The sequence below is a fragment of the Sphaerisporangium fuscum genome (genome assembly GCF_018531465.1).
Lineage (GTDB): Bacteria > Actinomycetota > Actinomycetes > Streptosporangiales > Streptosporangiaceae > Sphaerisporangium > Sphaerisporangium fuscum.
Map to the genome: position 1 here is coordinate 379,324 of NZ_JAHDTF010000004.1, position 14,897 is coordinate 394,220.

The following is a 14,897-nucleotide window of genomic DNA, read 5'->3' on the forward strand; positions in this document are numbered from 1 at the left end:
ATGCTGCCGTGGCGGGCCGACCTTGCCGGACGTATCGACGAGCATGTGATCGACAGCGAGCTGCTGCGCGGGAACCCTTTGGACGACCCGCACGAGCGGCCGTTGTGGGTCTACGTGCCTCCGGGGTACGACGACGCGCCGGACCGGCGCTACCCGGTCGTCTACGTCATACAGGGATACACCGGGCATCTGGCGATGTGGGCCAACCGCTCGCCGTTCCGGCAGCCGTTCCCGGAGACGGCCGACCAGGTGTTCGCCCGGGGTGAGGCGCCGCCCGTCATCGTCGTGTACGTCGACGCGTGGACGGCGTACGGCGGCAGCCAGTTCGTCGACTCGCCCGGCACCGGGCGCTACCACTCCTACCTCTGCGACGAGGTCGTCGCGTGGGTCGACGCCCGTTACCGCACCCTGGCCCACCGCGACCACCGGGCGATCACCGGCAAGTCCAGCGGCGGGTTCGGGGCGATGATCATCCCGATGCTGCGCCCCGACCTGTTCGGCGCGTTCGCCACCCACGCCGGCGACACCCTCTACGAGTACTGCTACCTGCCCGAGTTCTCCCAGGCCGTCCGCCACCTGCGGTCCTACGACGGCGACATCTTCCGGTGGTGGGAGTCCTTCCGCTCCCGCACGGCCTTCACCGATCCCGCCGACGGCGTGCTGCTCGGGGTGCTCGGCTGCTCGGCCGCGTTCTCCGCCCTTCCCGACGGCACGCCCGAGCTCCCGTTCGACCCGCACACGGGTGTGCTCAGGGAGGAGGTCTGGCAGCGCTGGCTCGACTGGGACCCCGTGCGCATGGTGCCCAAGTACGCCGAGGCCCTGCGTTCCATGCGCGCCATCTGGATCGACGCGGGCACCCGCGACGACTTCAACCTCGACCTCGGCGCGCAGGCGTTCCGGCAGGCGCTGCTCACCGAGGGAGTCCCCGAGGAGATCATGCGGTTCGAGCTGTTCGACGCCGGCCACGGCGGCATCGACTACCGCTACCCGTTGTCGCTCGCCTGGCTCGCCGAGCGCCTTCAGCCCGATGAGGGCCCTTCGACCCCATGAGCATTCCCGACGGCCCCACCAGCGCTCGCAATGGCCCCATGAGCGTTCCCGATCGCCCGATCACCGTTCCTGACGGTTCCATCAGCATCCCCGACGGTGACTTCGGCCTTACAGGCTCACTGTCGCGCGTCTTGGCCGACATCGCCGACGAGCGAATCGCCCAGGACGTGATGTGGGGCATCGACGAGCATCCCGACGGCACCGGCCCCCACCGCTCCGCCGACGCCGACCGCGCCAAGCGCGAGGTCGCCGATTCCGCCTCCCGGGGCACGCTGACCTGGCGGCACATCCTGCTGGAGGAGGTGTTGGAGGCCTTCGCCGAGGACGACCCCGACGCCCTGCGCGCCGAGCTCGTCCAGGTGGCCGCGGTGGCCACCAAGTGGATCCAGGCCCTCGACCGCCGCCGATCCCACCACCCCGCAGACGGCCTCCCTGAGTGAGCCCCGGTGTCTCCGGCCCCGGGTTCCCGTGGCGGGTGGATGTGACGGGGGTCGGCGCGTCGAGTAGCGTTCTTCTGTCCCCGGACCGATGCTTTCGCCCGCAGGTCCCAGGCATGGCGGCCGGTTTCGCGGGCAGCTCCTCGCCAGTTGCATAGGTCCTCCACCTGCCGAAGAAGAGAAGGCTCCGTTGTCCACTCCCGTGCCTGCCGACGTCCCGTCCATCGTTCCCGCCGATCCGACCACCGCTGGAATCGGCGACGCCGGCCGCCTGGCCGCGGTGCGCCGGTACGAGATCCTCGACGCGCCCCGTGACGGATCCTTCGACGAGATCGCCGAGCTGGCGGCGCTGGTGTGCGGCACGCCCATCGCCACGGTGACGATCGTGGACGAGGACCGCGTCTGGTTCGCCGCCGCCGAAGGGCTGGAGGGGGTGACGCAGGTCGGCACGGAGCCCGGTCTGTGCGCGTCGGCCGTCCTCGCCGAGGGGCCCTACATCGTGGAGGACGCCGAGGTCGACCCCCGCACCCTCGACCATCCGCTGGTCCGAGGGGAGCTCGGCCTCCGTTTCTACGCCGCGGCGCCGATTATCACCGCCGATGGCTACCGCCTCGGCACGGTCAACGTCATCGACCAGTCGCCCCGGCAGATCAGTGAGACCCAGCACGCCGTCCTCAGCAAGCTCGCCGCGCTGGTCGCCCGCCACCTGGAGCTGCGCCTGGACGCCATCAAGGCCGTGCGCGCCGAGCGGTCGCTGCGTAAGGAGGCCGACGAGCGGGCCGCCGCCGCCACCGAGATGGCCGCCCGGCTGCGCGAGGCCGCGGCCGTGCAGCGTGACGTCGACCACCCGAAGATCTGCCAGCTCGGCGGTGCCGAGGAGCACTGCGACAAGCCGGCCGAGCTGAAGATCGCCGACTCCTGGGGCGACTCCGCCTGGGGCTGCTTCCCGCATGCCGAGGAGGCGCTGATCCTGGTCAAGGGCGTGTTCATCGCCACCGAGGAGGAGATGGGTGGCCTGGCCGCCTACATGAAGCGTCGCCGTCCCGCCTAGTCCTCGACGCGGGTCGCGCTGGAAACGGCGCGAAGGCCGCCGCCGCCACCCACGCCGTCACCCGCCACGGCCGGCTCGCGGCCACCGTGAACACCGCCACCAGCGCCGGACCGGTCAGGTAGTGCGCCTGTTGCCCGCCAGCAGCAGCGTCACCGCCAGCGGTACCGGCCAGCGCCGCCGCAGCAGCAACGCGGCGCACCCCAGCCCGCCGGCCACCTGATCGACGGCACGCCACACAGGAGCGAGATCCTCCACGACCGGCAGCGGCTGAGAGCTGACGGCGGCGAAGCAGGCGGCGAACAGGAGCAGCCCTATGTCGGCGGCCCAATCCCGTCCGGTGCGGTGGGGGCGGCGCATGTTTCCGCAATCTACGTGGGCCGCGCCAGCCGCAGGACCTCCGTACCGTGAGCAGATACTTCCGTACACCGTTTCGGCCGCGACGGACGACTTTGGTCAACCGCTCGGCCATCTCCCGCCCGATCCGCCGCTCGCCTCCGCTCGCCTACGGTCGGGCCATGACCTCACGTTCCCCGAAGTCCCCCGTTGCGGCCGTCTCGGGTCTGCTCTGTTTCGTCCTGGTCGTCGGCGGCGCGAGCGGCCTCCTGCACGAGTGGTTCGGCTGGATCCACTTCATGGGGTTCGTCCGCTTCCTCGCCCCTCATGGTTACGAGATCTACAGCTACGTGATCATGATCGTTCTCGGCCTCCTGATCGGTGTGATCGGCGACTCGCTCGCCCGCCGTGAACGCGACTAGCTCACCCGCCGCCGGTGCGCTAGCGAACGACCCGGCAGACCAGTGCGCCGCCGGTGCCGGCGAACGCGCTCATCACCACGTCCGGCGTCAGGTACTTGCAGGCGAGGTACGGGTCGCCCCGCCCGACGAAGCTGAGGTTGCCTCCGGTGCCGCGGGTGTAGCAGTTGACGCCGCCGGACTCGTAGAACCCGATGAACGATGACGTGTTGACCTTGGCGTAGCAGTAGTCGCCGATGCTGACGGGGCCGAAGGTCACATCGACCGTGGCCAGGGCTCTGGCGGGCTGAACGGCGGCGGCCTGCGCCGGGGGCGCGATCGCGAGCGCTCCGGCGCCCGTGATCAGCGCACCGGTGGCCAGGGCGAGAACACGTCGAAGCATGCATGCCTCCTTGGGGCGAATGACACAGCGTGCAGGGGTCCGCTGGGACGCGACGCGCCGGCCGGGTGCCTGGCGCGGTGGTGCGGTAGGAGGTGCGGAGGGTGGTCGTCAGGGCCGTTCTCCGGCCGCTCAACGCAGTGTCTAATAGGAAACCTTCCTAAGCAATGCTTGACTGGAGGCGTCATCGACCGGTCAGGCGAAGGTCGGGAGGGCGGCCGGGTGAGCCGTCCGATCCACGCCTTCGAGCCGTCCGCTTGGCGGAACACGCGATGGTGCTGCACATGGCGCTGCGAGACGTGGCCGGCCGCCTCGGCGGCGAGTCGGGTCTGAGCGTCGCCTTCGAACAATCTCGTGCGAGGCCCCCGGGGCGCACGGTGACCTGGTCGAAGCCCTAGCGATCCGGACCGGCCGACGGCGCGGCGGGCCTCGTGCCCGGCGGATCAGGCGCGGAGGGCGTCGATCAGGGCGTCGACGGCGGCGAGGGCGGCAGCCGTGTCGAGTCCTGCGCGGGAGACGAGGGAAAGGCCCTGGACGGTGAACAGCAGGAGCTGCGCCTGAGCCTCGGGGGTGGCGGCCTGGGTGACCTCGCCGTCGGCCTGGGCGCGCCGCAGGGCGTCGGCGACGATCCGGGTGAAGCGGGCGTGTGAGCGGGCGACGATCTCGCGGGCCTCGTCATCCTGGGGCACGAGTTCGGCGGTGGTGTTGCCGATCATGCACCCTTGCGGAACGCCGACGTCGGAGGCGTATTCCTGCGCCCGGGCCGGGTTGGCGAGCACCTCGCGCAGCGCCGGCAGCACCGGCCCGGCCTCCAGTGCCGTGATCAGCTGGCGCTCGTAGGTGTCCCAGTACAGCTGGACCGCCGCCAGGTAGAACTGCCGCTTGTCGCCGAAGGCGCCGTACAGGCTGCCCCGCTCCAGGGCCAGCGCGTCGACCAGGTCCTGGACGGAGGTCGCTCCGTAGCCCCGGGACCAGAACAGCAGCAGCGCGCGCTCCAGGGCCTGGTCCTTGTCGAAGGCGCGGGGGCGCCCGGTCCGTGCCATACCCCCAGGTTACGACTTTTTGACCGCGTGCACAAAAGGTCGTACGGTGATGGCCGAGCGACTTTTTGAACGCCGACATAGAAATCGGTGCGCGTGAACGTGCGCCGGCGAACGAGAGGCAGGACCGCATGGACTTCAACGGAAAGACGGCGCTGATCACCGGATCGGGCGCCATCGGCGGGCTCGGGCACGCGACAGCGAGGATCCTCGCCACCGGCGGCGCCAACGTGATCATCACCGGTACCGACCCGGGCCGCGGCGCCCAGGTCGTGGAGGACGTGCGGGCGAGCGCGGCCGGGACCGTGCGCTTCATCCCCGCCGACCTGGCCGACCCGCAGGCCGTGCAGCGGCTGGCCGAGGACGCCGGGACGGTGGACATCCTCGTCAACAACGCGGGCGTCGTCCCGTTCAGCGCGACAGCCGACCAGGACCTCGCCGGCTACGAGGCCGCCTTCGCGGTCAACGTGCGCGCGCCGTTCGTCCTGGTCGCCCGGCTCGCGCCGAAGATGGCCGCCGGCGGGGGCGGCAGCATCGTCAACGTCAGCTCCACCGCCGCCGCCCTGGGCATGCCGGCGATGGCGGTCTACGGCGCCACCAAGGCGGCGCTGGAGTCGCTGACCCGCACCTGGGCGGCCGAGTTCGCCGCCTCCAGCGTGCGCGTCAACGCCGTGGCGCCCGGCCCGATGACCACCTCCAAGGTGGTGGCGGCCATGGGCCCGGACCTCGGCGGCATGGGGCTGACGACCGCGCTGAAGCGCGCCGCCGACCCGGCCGAGGTCGCCCAGGTCATCGCCTTCCTCGCCAGCGACCAGGCCGGCTACGTGACCGGCGCCGTCGTGGCCGCCGACGGAGGCCGCACCGCCATCTGACCCGGGGCGCGCTCCGGTCCCTCTGCACAACCACCGTTACCAGAACCACGCGCTCGGGCGCGAGTGAGGAGATCGAGGTCAATGAGTCGTCTTGAGGGCAAGTACGCCCTGATCACAGGAGGGACGAGCGGCATCGGATTCGAGACCGCCCGCGAGTTCCTCGCCGAGGGAGCGGCCGTCGCGATCACCGGCCGCTCGCGCGAACGTCTGGAGGAGGCCGCCCGGCGGCTGGGCGGCGGCCGGGTGCTGCCCGTGCTGTCCGACGCCGGCGACGTGCCCGGCCAGGCGGCGCTCGCGGCGCGGCTGCGGCAGGAGTGGCCGCGGCTCGACATCGTGATGAGCAACGCCGCCGACGTCACCCACCTGCCGATCGAGGAATGGACCGAGGAGGCGTTCGACCGGCTCCTCGCCACCAACCTCAAGGGGCCGTTCTTCCTGATCAAGGCCCTGCTGCCGCTGTTGTCCCGGCAGGCGTCCGTCATCCTCGTCGGCTCCGTCTCCGCCTTCATCGGGCACGAGAACGCGGCGGTCTACGGCGCCGCCAAGGCCGGCCTGCTGTCCCTGTCGCGCGGGCTGACCTACGAGCTGAAGGAGCGGGGCGTCCGCGTCAACGGGCTGAGCCCGGGCCCGACCCTCACGGACACGTTCGCCGCACTCGGCCCCGAGCGACAGGCCGCCCTGTACGACGAGCTGCGGCGGACCGTGCCCCTGCACCGCATCGGCACCGCCACCGAGCTGGCGAAGGCGGCTGTCTACCTGGCCTCTGACGAGTCCGCCTACACCGCCGGCACCGTCCTGCGCGTCGATGGCGGCATCGGAGAACTCGCCTACTGACCGCGATTCGCCTCCGCTCTCGGTTGTGAGGAGCCGCCCGCCCAGGGGGCCGTCCGCCGTACGGCCGGTGCGGGACTCGTACGGCCGGCCACCCGCCCCGCGTTCAGTCCTCGCGCCCCGGTGGGACGACCGAGCTCAGTGCCAGAGCCAGCCACAGCCTGAGCCGGTGCGAGGAGTCGGAGAAGGCGCCGCCGGACAGCCGCTCGGCCGTACGCAGGCGGGTGCGCAGGGTGTTGCGGTGCACCCCGATCCGCCGGGCCGCCGCCTCGACGTTCTCCCCGCACTCCAGGAACGCGTGCACCGAGACCACCAGGTCGGTGCCGTGCCGCACGTCGTGGTCGCGCAGCGGGCGCAGCACCGTGTCGGCGAACAGGCTCACCCCGCCCGGGTCGAGCGCGTCACGCAGCAGCGCCCACGGCTCCATGTCGTCCACGTGCGCGTACCCCGACCCGCGGCGGCCCGCCAGCCGGGCGGCGTGCCGGACCGCGGCCGGGATCTCGTCCAGGTCCCGCGCCCGGCAGCCGCCGGCCGCGATCTCCCGTCCGGACAGCGACGCCAGCCGGTCGATCAGCTCGCCGCCGAGCCGGCGGCCGGTGTCCGGCAGGACCAGGACGAGCCCTTCCGGTCGCGCGCACACGAACGCGAGCTCCTCGGTCGCCTGGTCGCCGAGCACGTCCGCGACGGCGTCGATCGCCGGGTCGGCCAGCCGGGCGACCTCCGGCGCGGGCTCCTCGGCGGCGCTCCGGGCGAAGGGCCGGGCGACGACCACCTCGTACGGCGGCGGGGCGATGGGGCAGATCTCGGCGAGCCGGGAGGGGGCGAACGCGGGGTCGCCGGTGAGGACCCCCGCGAGTACGGCGGCCCGCTGCGCGTGGGCGCGGGCGCGGGTGCGGCGGACGCCGTCCAGCTCGATCGCGAGCAGGCACGCCGCCTGGTTGGCCAGTACCCTGACGTGCCAGTCCGTCGGGCCCTGGGCGGACAGGGCCAGCCAGCCGCGCGGCGGCCCCGTGAAGCCGAGGCTCTGCATCAGCAGGACCTGGTCGCCCCGGTCGACGGCCACCGCGCTGTGCCGCGCGGGAAGATCGCCCACTGTCCGCACCGCGTCGTCGTGCCAGGGGCGCGGGGCGTCCGGAGCGGCGGCACGGGGACGTCCGGACGGGTCGAGCAGCAGCGTCTCGCCCCCGGTGTGCTCGGCGAGCGCCCGCAGGATGCCCGCCGGTCCGGCGCGCAGCGCGGCGCGGGCCATCGCCTCCTGCCCGCCGACCGTGCGGCGTTCGCCGCGCACCCGCTCGTCGGCGTGCCACTGGGCCACCATCTCGGCGACGGCGATGAACGGCGTCCGCCCGGTGATCTCCAGGACGGGCAGGCGCAGCCGGGTGCCCGACTCCAGGACCTCCGGCGGTACGGCGGCCAGCCGTTCGTCCAGCGCGAACGCGAGGCCCGCGCAGCCCGCGGCGGCGAGCCGGTCGACGTACGCGCGGCGGCCGTCGGGGGTGTCGGGCAGGCCGAGGCCGACCGTCATGACGAGCTCGCCGCCGCGCAGCCACGGCACCGGATCGGGGAGCTCGGTCACGTGCGCCCATCGCACGGGATTGGCCAGGCCGTCCCGGCCGGCGAGCAGCCGGATCGACAGGCCCGGAGCGGTGAGCACGTCGGCGACGGTGAGGGGCATGCGGGTACTCCCGTACGGAGCGGAGGCTGTGCGGTTCGCACTATAGCCGCCCCCGTACAGTGCGAACCGCCCACGGCAAAGCCTCCTGAGCTGCGCATATGGTCTGTGAAACCCCAGCACGATCCTCGGAGGACCACATGGGTGAGCGTTCGGCCCCGAGCGGCGGCCCTCGGCGCGCCGCCGTCGCGGCGTTCATCGGCACCACGATCGAGTGGTACGACTTCTACGTCTACGCGACCGCCGCCGCGCTGCTGTTCGGCGACCTGTTCTTCCCGGACACCAAGGACCCGCTCGTCGGCGTCATGGCCTCCTTCGCCACCTACGCGGTCGGTTTCTTCGCCAGGCCGCTCGGCGGCATCATCTTCGGCCACTTCGGCGACCGGGTGGGCCGCAAGTCCGCGCTGGTGGTGACGCTGCTCATGATGGGCGCGGCGACCTTCCTGGTCGGCCTGCTGCCCACCTACGACTCGATCGGCATGCTCGCGCCGGTGCTGCTGGTCGTCCTGAGGATCGTCCAGGGCCTCGCGGTCGGCGGCGAGTGGGGCGGCGCGGCGCTGATGGCCGTCGAGCACGCCCCGGAGAAGAAGAAGACGTTCTACGGATCGTTCGCCCAGCTCGGCAACTCGGCGGGGGCGCTGCTCGCCACGGGCGCCTTCAGCCTGATGAACGGCCTCGGCGACGGCGCGCTGCACACGTGGGGGTGGCGGGTGCCGTTCCTCGCCTCGGCGGCACTGGTCCTGGTGGGCCTGTTCATCCGGCTGCGGGTGGAGGAGTCCCCGGTCTTCGAGCGGGTGCTCGCGGACGCGCCGGCCGCGCTGCCGATCAAGGAGGCGCTCCGGACGTCCTGGCGTACGGTGCTGCTCGGCATCGGCGCGCTGCCCGTCGCGATCGGCGGTTACTACATCACCACGACGTTCCTGCTGGCGTACGCGACCGGCCCGGGTGTCGGCGTCGCCGAACAGGTCGTTCTGGACGCGCTGAGCTTCGCCGCGTTCGTCGAGCTGGTCGCCACGCTGGTCATCTCGTGGCTCGGCGACCGGGTCGGCGCCCGGCGCGTGGTGATCGCCGGCCTCGTGGCCGTGGCGCTCCTCGCCGCCCCGCAGTTCACCGTCATGGGCACCAAGAACACCTTGCTGATCTTCGGGATGCTCGGGCTGATGCGGCTCGCGATGTCGGCGACGTACGGCCCGATGGCCACGCTGCTCGCCGGGATGTTCCGCCCCGACATCCGCTACACCGGCATGTCGCTGGCCTACCAGGTCGCGGGCGCCGTCTTCGGCGGGCTCTCGCCGCTGGCCGCCACCGCCCTGGTCCAGGCGTACGGCGGAGGGCCGGCCCCCGCGATCGCCCTGCTCATCGGCATGTGCCTGCTGAGCATCGGCTGCCTGGCCGCCGTACGGCCGGCCCGCCGCGCCGCGGAGAACCCGCTTCCCTCGGCCGTCTGACACCCGGCCGCTTTTCCCCAAAGGAGAACCCCTTTGTCCACGATCGTCATCAGCAACGCCAAGGTCATCACGATGGACACCGGCCGTCCCGACGCGGAGGCCGTGGCCGTACGGGACGGGCGGATCCTCGCGACCGGCCGGGCCGAGGAGGTGCTCGCGGCGGCGGGGCCGGGTGCCGAGGTCGTGGACGCCGGGGGCAGGACGGTCCTGCCGGGGTTCATCGACCCGCACAACCACCTGCTGTCCACGGCCGAGTCGCTGGTCTCCGTCGACGCCCGCTATCCCCGGGTCGGCAGTGTCGCCGACCTGGTCGCGGCCATCGCCGCCGAGGCCGCCCGCACCCCCGCCGGCCAGTGGATCCGGGCCTTCGGCATGGACGACGCGAAGTTCCCCGAGGGCAGGCCGACCCGCCGGCAGCTCGACGAGGCCACGACCGAGCATCCGGTGATCATCTACCACGTGTCGGGCCACCAGGCGGTGGTGAACTCCGCCGCCCTGGCCTGGCGCGGTCTCACCGACCAGGTGACCGACCCCGCGGGCGGCACGTTCCTGCGCGACGAGGGCGGCCGGCTCACCGGCATGGTGATCGACTCGGCGATGGAGCTGCTGCTGCCGCTCGCGGTCGACATCGGCTGCCACGGGCCGAACTTCCACACCGACCTGCCCGCCGAGCAGCTGCTGTCGTGGCTGACGGCGGCAGGGGACACCTACCTGGCAGCGGGCGTCACGACGGTCTGCGACCCCCAGGTGTCGGCCCGGGAGATGAAGATCTACCGCGCCGCCCACGCCGCCGGGACCCTGCCGGTCCGCACGGTCTGCATGCCTCTGTCGCATCTGCTCGATGACCTGATCAGGGTGGGCCTCGCCGGGCCGTTCGGCGACGACCGGCTGCGGTTCGGGCACATGAAGTTCTACTGCGACGGCACCCTGCTCGGCGGCACGGCCATGTTCGACGAGCCGTACGGCGAGCGCGGGCAGTTCACCGGCTCCCTCTACCACGACCCCGAGCAGCTCACCGCCCTGGTACGGCGGGCGGCGCAGGCCGGCTGGCAGGTCGGCATCCACACGCAGGGCGACCGGGCGATGGGCTTCAGCCTGGACGCGATCCGGGCGGCGGTGGCGGCGTACGGCGACGACGCCCGGCCGCGCATCGAGCACTGCGGCCACCCCACCGCGGCACAGGTGAAGGAGTTCGCCGACCTCGGCGTCATCCCGGTCAACCAGCCGAACTTCCTGTACGACAGCGGCACCGACTTCGTCCGCCGCCTCGGGCCGGAGCGGGCGCACCGGCTGCAGCCGATGCGCGAGGAACTCGACGCGGGCCTGCGGCCGGTGCTGTCCAGTGACGCGTTCGTCTCGTCGCTGCGCCCGATGGAGACGGTCGCCAACGCCGTGCGGCGGCGCACCCGCGAGGGCGGCCCCATCGGCGAGGAGCAGGCGGTGACGCTGCGCGAGGCGCTGCGCGCCCACACGATCGACGCCGCCTACGCCGTGCGCATGGAGGACCGCATCGGCTCGCTCACCCCCGGCAAGCTCGCCGACGTCGTGGTCCTCGACGGTGACATCGAGGCGCTGCCGGTCGACAAGCTGTCCGGCGTGGACGCCTGGCTGACCCTCCTGGACGGCCGGGTGGCGCACTCGGCCCGCTGAGGGAGGGGCCCGCGCCCGTGCCGCACGTCTGCCGCCGCCCCCGGCTTCGTGCCGGGGGTGACTTCGATCATAGGTCTCCGGTTCCCCGGTGAAGGTGATCTTCCTCGGCCTAGGATCGTCCGCATGATGATTCGCCGGACATTACGGATGATCACCGTCCTGGCCGCGACCTGCACCGTCGCGCTCGCCGGGGCCGTCGCCACCGGCGTCGGGACCGCGCAGGCCGAGGAGAACCAGCAGACCGATCGCCAGCTGCTGTTCTACAACCACGCCTACAGCGTGCTCGACAAGGAGACCGCCGACGCCATCGAGAACTCCGCCTACCTGCGGAAGTTCGCCGGCCTCGAGGTCCGCACCACCTCCGGTGGGGGAATGACCTGGAAGGGGCGGTACATCTACGGCCGCCAGACCTACTTCGAGTTCTTCGGCGAAGGCGACCTGCCCGGGCAGGACGCCGAGTTCGGCTCCGCCGGGCTGGGGATCTCGACCGAGCACGCCGGCGACCTGGGGACGGTCACCCAGCGGCTGAAGGACCAGGGGATCGCCGAGCCGTTCCCGTACCGCCAGACCCGTGACTTCGGGGACGGCGTCCGCGTGCCGTGGTTCGACACCATCCGCGCCACCGGGGAGCAGTACGACGCCTTCGACCCCTGGGCGATGGAGTACCTGCCGGAGTACTTCGCCGACCCGCGCAGCAAGACCGGGCCGGAAAGCTACCCCGGGGACGTCAGCCGGGACCGGTACCTGCCCGACACCTACCGCGACCACCAGATGCTGAACGTGACGGGCGTCCGCATGGGCGTCCCCGCGCGCGACCTCGGCAACACACTGCCGCTGCTGAAGGCCGGCGGGTTCACCCTCCAGTCCCTTCCGAACGGCGGCGTCGTCGCGCTCGGCGGCGGCACCCGGATCCAGCTCGACTCGGTGCCGCGCGAGCGGGCGGGCCTGAAGCAGCTCCAGCTCTCGCTCAACCAGCCGGTGGCGTACGTGCACGTGGAGCGGATCGGCCACTCGACCCTCGTCGTCGGCCCCGGCGCCCGCGCCGTGTGGACCTTCGACGCCCGGAAGTAGGACACCTCCCGCCGTCTCTCCCGAGGCCGGCGGGATATCAATGGACGACGACCTCCGGCCCCCGGACGTCGTCGTCCTCCCACACCCCGCGAGAGAGGCGGCCTCCTTCGTGAAGCTCAACGTCCACGAGCACGGCGACGGCGACAGACTGGCCCTGCTCATCCACGGCGGCATGTGGGACCACCGCACGTGGCACGCCGTCGAACGCGAACTCGCCACCGCCGGTTACCGCGTTCTGGCTCCCGACCTGCGCGGCCACGGCCTCAGCCCTCGCGGCCCCTGCCGCCCGGAACTGGTGGCCGGCGACCTGGTGGACAGCCTGCCCACTGGAGCCGACCTGGCCATCGGCCACTCCTTCGGCGGTCTGGCACTCAGCCTGGCCGTCGAACGGCTGCGGCCCCGGCGCGCCGTCTACTCCGACCCCGGTTTCAGTCCGCGTAACGTCACACCGCAGGCGCTGGCCTTCATGCGGCAACTGCTCGCCGGCGCCACCGCCGAGTCCCTGCGCCGAATCAACTCCCGCTGGACCGACGCCGACATCGAGGCCGAGCTGGCCGGCCTCGCCCTCGTCGACCCCGCCTTCCTGGACGAGGCCGCCGCTCTCGACGCCGACTACCTGCCCGAGCGGCCCTGCGTGCCGTCGCTGGTGCAGCTGGCCGACCCCAGCCTCGCCCTCACCGACGCCGAGGTCGCCCTGCTCCGCGAACGCGGCTTCGAGACGCGGACGGTCAAGGGCGCGGGCCACTGCATCCACCTCGACGACCTGCCGGGATTCCTGGCCTCCCTCGACGGCTGGATCTGACGTCCGTCCGGCTCGAGGGATTCGGCGTCGACCGGGGAAGGGCTCAGCTGTTCGTACCTGGCTGCTCTCCCAGATGTTCAGGAAGCAGTGGACGCATGAAAGTCCGTTCGTAACGGAGTACGCACCCGCTTTCGTCCCTGATGCGGTCCGCTTCCACGAAGTCGGGGTGAATGCCGAACAGGCCGCGGTACTCCTCGTACGCGGCGAGGCTGGGGAAGCTGAACAGGGCCAGGGCCTTGTCGCTGGCGCCTTCGGACGGCAGGAAGTAGCCGTGGTGTGTGCCACCGTGGCGATTGACCAGCTCGATCCAGCGACGGCCGAAGCGCTCGAACGCGTCGATCTTCCTCGGGTCGATGACGTACTCGACGACACAGGTGATCATAGGGTCATTCTCGTCCGCCTCCGGCGCTCCGACGCACTCACCCGCCGCCGCACGCTCGGTGAGCGGCGGGCCGGTGGGCGAGGGCGTCGCCGTGCGCCATCAGGTGGGCGGCCGCGAGAGCCGTCCACGGCCGCCACCGTTCCGGTGTGGGATGTGCGGGGTCCAGGCCGAGGTCCGCGAGCGCCGCTCGGAGCGAGGCGTCGCCCTGGGGGAACGCCTCACGCCGGCCGAGCCGGAAGCCCAGGTGGTGACCGAAGTCCTCGTCGACGCCGGGCAGATCGCCGAGTTCGTCCAGGCTCGCACCGTAGCTCAGGGCGCCGTCGCCGAAGGCCGCCGCCAGCGCGGCGATCGCGGCCGCGTCCGAGGCGGGGAGGCCGAGCGCGGCGAGGGCGTCCTGCGTCAGCGTCCCGGCGTCCGGGAAGGTGTGGGTGAGGCCGCCCGGCAGCCCGGCCACGGGAGTGCCGATAGCGGTGACGATCGTTTCGAGCCGGCGGGCCACCGCGTCCGGGGAGCGGCCGAGGCTCAGGACGGCCCTCATGCCGACCTCCAGCGGGCTCCAGGTACCCGGTACGGCAAGGCCGGGCCGGGCGCGGACGACGTCGCCGAGCAGGGGGTCGTGGGAGAGCGCGGCCACCCCGGCGGCCGGATCGGTGTCGATGCCGAGCAGCCGCCCGACCTGGTCGACCACATGGATCAGGCCCTCCCAGTACGGCAGGTGGGCCCGCAGGAGCAGATATTCCTCGCCGCCGGGGGAGACCTCCAGGACCCCGGGCGCGCCGTCCACGACGATCGTGCGGCGGTAGGTGCCGCCGTCCACCGCCTCCACCCGCGGCGTGGCACGGACCGCGAGGAAGGCCCGCGTCGCCTCCCAGTCGTAGCCGGGCAGCACCGGCAGCCGCAGCGCGAGCCCGCCGTCGGTGACGAGCCGGTCGGCGCGGTGCCGGCGGTCGCGCAGGTCGGTCGGCGAACGGTGGAACACCTCCCGCATCGTCCTGTTGAACTGCCGCAGGCTCCCGAACCCGGAGGCGAAGGCGATGTCGAGGACGGTCAGGTCGGTGTCGTCCAGCAGGCGGCGGGCGAAGTGCGCCCGCCGGGAGCGGGCCAGTTGGTCGGGTGTCGCGCCCAGGTGTCTGAGGAACAGCCGCCTCAGATGCCGGGGCGACATGCCGACCCGCTCCGCCAGCACCGCTTCCGTGCCGTCGTCCAGTACTCCGTCGATGATCATCTGCCATGCCCGGCACACCAGCTCCGGCGTGTCCGCCGCCATGGGGCCGGCCACGCGGTACGGCCGGCACCGCAGGCAGGCCCGGAAGCCGGCGGCCTCCGCGGCCGCGGCCAGCTCGAAGGTGCGGGTGTTCCTGGCCAGCGGCCTGGCCCCGCACCCTGGACGGCAGTAGATGCCGGTGGTGATGACGGCGGAGTACGTGGTCATGAGACAGAACTACGCCATCGCCCCCGCG

16 protein-coding genes are annotated in these 14,897 nt (G+C 72.4%); 10 read left to right on the top strand and 6 right to left on the bottom strand.

Annotated elements, in window-relative coordinates; all coding sequences use genetic code 11:
• From KIK05_RS06780 to KIK05_RS06790, 3 genes are all read left to right on the top strand, one after another.
• Nucleotides 1-1,050, top strand: a complete 1,050-nt coding sequence (locus KIK05_RS06780) for an alpha/beta hydrolase (protein WP_214409678.1) — start codon at nucleotides 1-3, stop codon at nucleotides 1,048-1,050.
• Nucleotides 1,051-1,088: 38 nt separating this feature from the next.
• Nucleotides 1,089-1,490, top strand: a complete 402-nt coding sequence (locus KIK05_RS06785) for a hypothetical protein (RefSeq protein ID WP_214409679.1) — start codon at nucleotides 1,089-1,091, stop codon at nucleotides 1,488-1,490.
• 187 nt (nucleotides 1,491-1,677) lie between these two features.
• Complete coding sequence (locus tag KIK05_RS06790; protein ID WP_214409680.1) at nucleotides 1,678-2,538, top strand: GAF domain-containing protein; 861 nt, start codon at nucleotides 1,678-1,680, stop codon at nucleotides 2,536-2,538.
• 114 nt (nucleotides 2,539-2,652) lie between these two features.
• On the opposite strand, the gene KIK05_RS06795 is transcribed toward KIK05_RS06790, so the two are convergent.
• Nucleotides 2,653-2,895: a hypothetical protein gene (locus KIK05_RS06795; RefSeq protein WP_214409681.1), complete on the bottom strand. Its 243-nt coding sequence runs from the start codon at nucleotides 2,893-2,895 to the stop codon at nucleotides 2,653-2,655.
• A gap of 158 nt (nucleotides 2,896-3,053) precedes the next feature.
• On the opposite strand from KIK05_RS06795, the gene KIK05_RS06800 reads away from it, so the two are divergent.
• The gene (locus tag KIK05_RS06800) at nucleotides 3,054-3,293 is read left to right on the top strand and encodes a hypothetical protein (protein ID WP_214409682.1); all 240 of its coding nucleotides are present in this window, start codon (nucleotides 3,054-3,056) and stop codon (nucleotides 3,291-3,293) included.
• A 19-nt stretch (nucleotides 3,294-3,312) separates the two neighbouring features.
• Here the strand turns inward: KIK05_RS06800 and KIK05_RS06805 are convergent, their stop codons facing one another.
• Entirely contained in the window at nucleotides 3,313-3,672 is a 360-nt protein-coding gene (locus KIK05_RS06805; protein ID WP_214409683.1) for a hypothetical protein, read from the bottom strand.
• 440 nt (nucleotides 3,673-4,112) lie between these two features.
• Nucleotides 4,113-4,712 (bottom strand): TetR/AcrR family transcriptional regulator, encoded by a 600-nt coding sequence (locus KIK05_RS06810; protein WP_214409684.1) that lies wholly within the window; start codon nucleotides 4,710-4,712, stop codon nucleotides 4,113-4,115.
• A 128-nt stretch (nucleotides 4,713-4,840) separates the two neighbouring features.
• Between KIK05_RS06810 and KIK05_RS06815 the strand changes: the two genes are divergently transcribed.
• Nucleotides 4,841-5,581, top strand: coding sequence for an SDR family NAD(P)-dependent oxidoreductase (locus KIK05_RS06815; protein ID WP_214409685.1), 741 nt, complete (start codon nucleotides 4,841-4,843; stop codon nucleotides 5,579-5,581).
• 81 nt (nucleotides 5,582-5,662) lie between these two features.
• Nucleotides 5,663-6,415 carry an SDR family oxidoreductase gene (locus tag KIK05_RS06820; RefSeq protein ID WP_214409686.1) on the top strand — a complete coding sequence of 251 codons (753 nt, stop codon included), beginning with the start codon at nucleotides 5,663-5,665 and terminating at the stop codon, nucleotides 6,413-6,415.
• 103 nt (nucleotides 6,416-6,518) lie between these two features.
• Here KIK05_RS06820 and KIK05_RS06825 read toward each other — a convergent pair whose 3' ends face one another.
• The gene (locus KIK05_RS06825; RefSeq protein WP_214409687.1) at nucleotides 6,519-8,087 is read right to left on the bottom strand and encodes a PucR family transcriptional regulator; all 1,569 of its coding nucleotides are present in this window, start codon (nucleotides 8,085-8,087) and stop codon (nucleotides 6,519-6,521) included.
• Between the two features lie 137 nt (nucleotides 8,088-8,224).
• Here KIK05_RS06825 and KIK05_RS06830 point away from each other — a divergent pair, with 137 nt between their 5' ends.
• From KIK05_RS06830 to KIK05_RS06845, 4 genes are all read left to right on the top strand, one after another.
• Nucleotides 8,225-9,532 (top strand): MFS transporter, encoded by a 1,308-nt coding sequence (locus KIK05_RS06830; RefSeq protein ID WP_214409688.1) that lies wholly within the window; start codon nucleotides 8,225-8,227, stop codon nucleotides 9,530-9,532.
• Nucleotides 9,533-9,565: 33 nt separating this feature from the next.
• Nucleotides 9,566-11,182 carry an amidohydrolase gene (locus KIK05_RS06835; protein ID WP_214409689.1) on the top strand — a complete coding sequence of 539 codons (1,617 nt, stop codon included), beginning with the start codon at nucleotides 9,566-9,568 and terminating at the stop codon, nucleotides 11,180-11,182.
• A 123-nt stretch (nucleotides 11,183-11,305) separates the two neighbouring features.
• Nucleotides 11,306-12,253 carry a DUF5829 family protein gene (locus tag KIK05_RS06840; protein WP_214409690.1) on the top strand — a complete coding sequence of 316 codons (948 nt, stop codon included), beginning with the start codon at nucleotides 11,306-11,308 and terminating at the stop codon, nucleotides 12,251-12,253.
• A 109-nt stretch (nucleotides 12,254-12,362) separates the two neighbouring features.
• Nucleotides 12,363-13,055, top strand: coding sequence for an alpha/beta fold hydrolase (locus tag KIK05_RS06845; RefSeq protein WP_214409809.1), 693 nt, complete (start codon nucleotides 12,363-12,365; stop codon nucleotides 13,053-13,055).
• A 43-nt stretch (nucleotides 13,056-13,098) separates the two neighbouring features.
• On the opposite strand, the gene KIK05_RS06850 is transcribed toward KIK05_RS06845, so the two are convergent.
• Together KIK05_RS06850 and KIK05_RS06855 are read right to left on the bottom strand one after the other, a co-directional pair.
• Nucleotides 13,099-13,437, bottom strand: a complete 339-nt coding sequence (locus KIK05_RS06850; RefSeq protein ID WP_214409691.1) for an NIPSNAP family protein — start codon at nucleotides 13,435-13,437, stop codon at nucleotides 13,099-13,101.
• 37 nt (nucleotides 13,438-13,474) lie between these two features.
• On the bottom strand, nucleotides 13,475-14,869 hold the full coding sequence (locus KIK05_RS06855) for a helix-turn-helix domain-containing protein (protein WP_214409692.1): 1,395 nt from the start codon (nucleotides 14,867-14,869) through the stop codon (nucleotides 13,475-13,477).
• Between the last annotated feature and the right edge of the window lie 28 nt (nucleotides 14,870-14,897).

What these genes read in the sequence shown, in the direction of transcription:
- KIK05_RS06795 (WP_214409681.1), bottom strand. Translation starts at nt 2,895, where the DNA reads ATGCGCCGCCCCCACCGCACCGGACGGGATTGGGCCGCCGACATAGGG.
- KIK05_RS06800 (WP_214409682.1), top strand. Translation starts at nt 3,054, where the DNA reads ATGACCTCACGTTCCCCGAAGTCCCCCGTTGCGGCCGTCTCGGGTCTG.
- KIK05_RS06810 (WP_214409684.1), bottom strand. Translation starts at nt 4,712, where the DNA reads ATGGCACGGACCGGGCGCCCCCGCGCCTTCGACAAGGACCAGGCCCTG.
- KIK05_RS06780 (WP_214409678.1), top strand. Translation starts at nt 1, where the DNA reads ATGCTGCCGTGGCGGGCCGACCTTGCCGGACGTATCGACGAGCATGTG.
- KIK05_RS06785 (WP_214409679.1), top strand. Translation starts at nt 1,089, where the DNA reads ATGAGCGTTCCCGATCGCCCGATCACCGTTCCTGACGGTTCCATCAGC.
- KIK05_RS06830 (WP_214409688.1), top strand. Translation starts at nt 8,225, where the DNA reads ATGGGTGAGCGTTCGGCCCCGAGCGGCGGCCCTCGGCGCGCCGCCGTC.
- KIK05_RS06850 (WP_214409691.1), bottom strand. Translation starts at nt 13,437, where the DNA reads ATGATCACCTGTGTCGTCGAGTACGTCATCGACCCGAGGAAGATCGAC.
- KIK05_RS06820 (WP_214409686.1), top strand. Translation starts at nt 5,663, where the DNA reads ATGAGTCGTCTTGAGGGCAAGTACGCCCTGATCACAGGAGGGACGAGC.
- KIK05_RS06805 (WP_214409683.1), bottom strand. Translation starts at nt 3,672, where the DNA reads ATGCTTCGACGTGTTCTCGCCCTGGCCACCGGTGCGCTGATCACGGGC.
- KIK05_RS06840 (WP_214409690.1), top strand. Translation starts at nt 11,306, where the DNA reads ATGATGATTCGCCGGACATTACGGATGATCACCGTCCTGGCCGCGACC.
- KIK05_RS06815 (WP_214409685.1), top strand. Translation starts at nt 4,841, where the DNA reads ATGGACTTCAACGGAAAGACGGCGCTGATCACCGGATCGGGCGCCATC.
- KIK05_RS06855 (WP_214409692.1), bottom strand. Translation starts at nt 14,869, where the DNA reads ATGACCACGTACTCCGCCGTCATCACCACCGGCATCTACTGCCGTCCA.
- KIK05_RS06825 (WP_214409687.1), bottom strand. Translation starts at nt 8,087, where the DNA reads ATGCCCCTCACCGTCGCCGACGTGCTCACCGCTCCGGGCCTGTCGATC.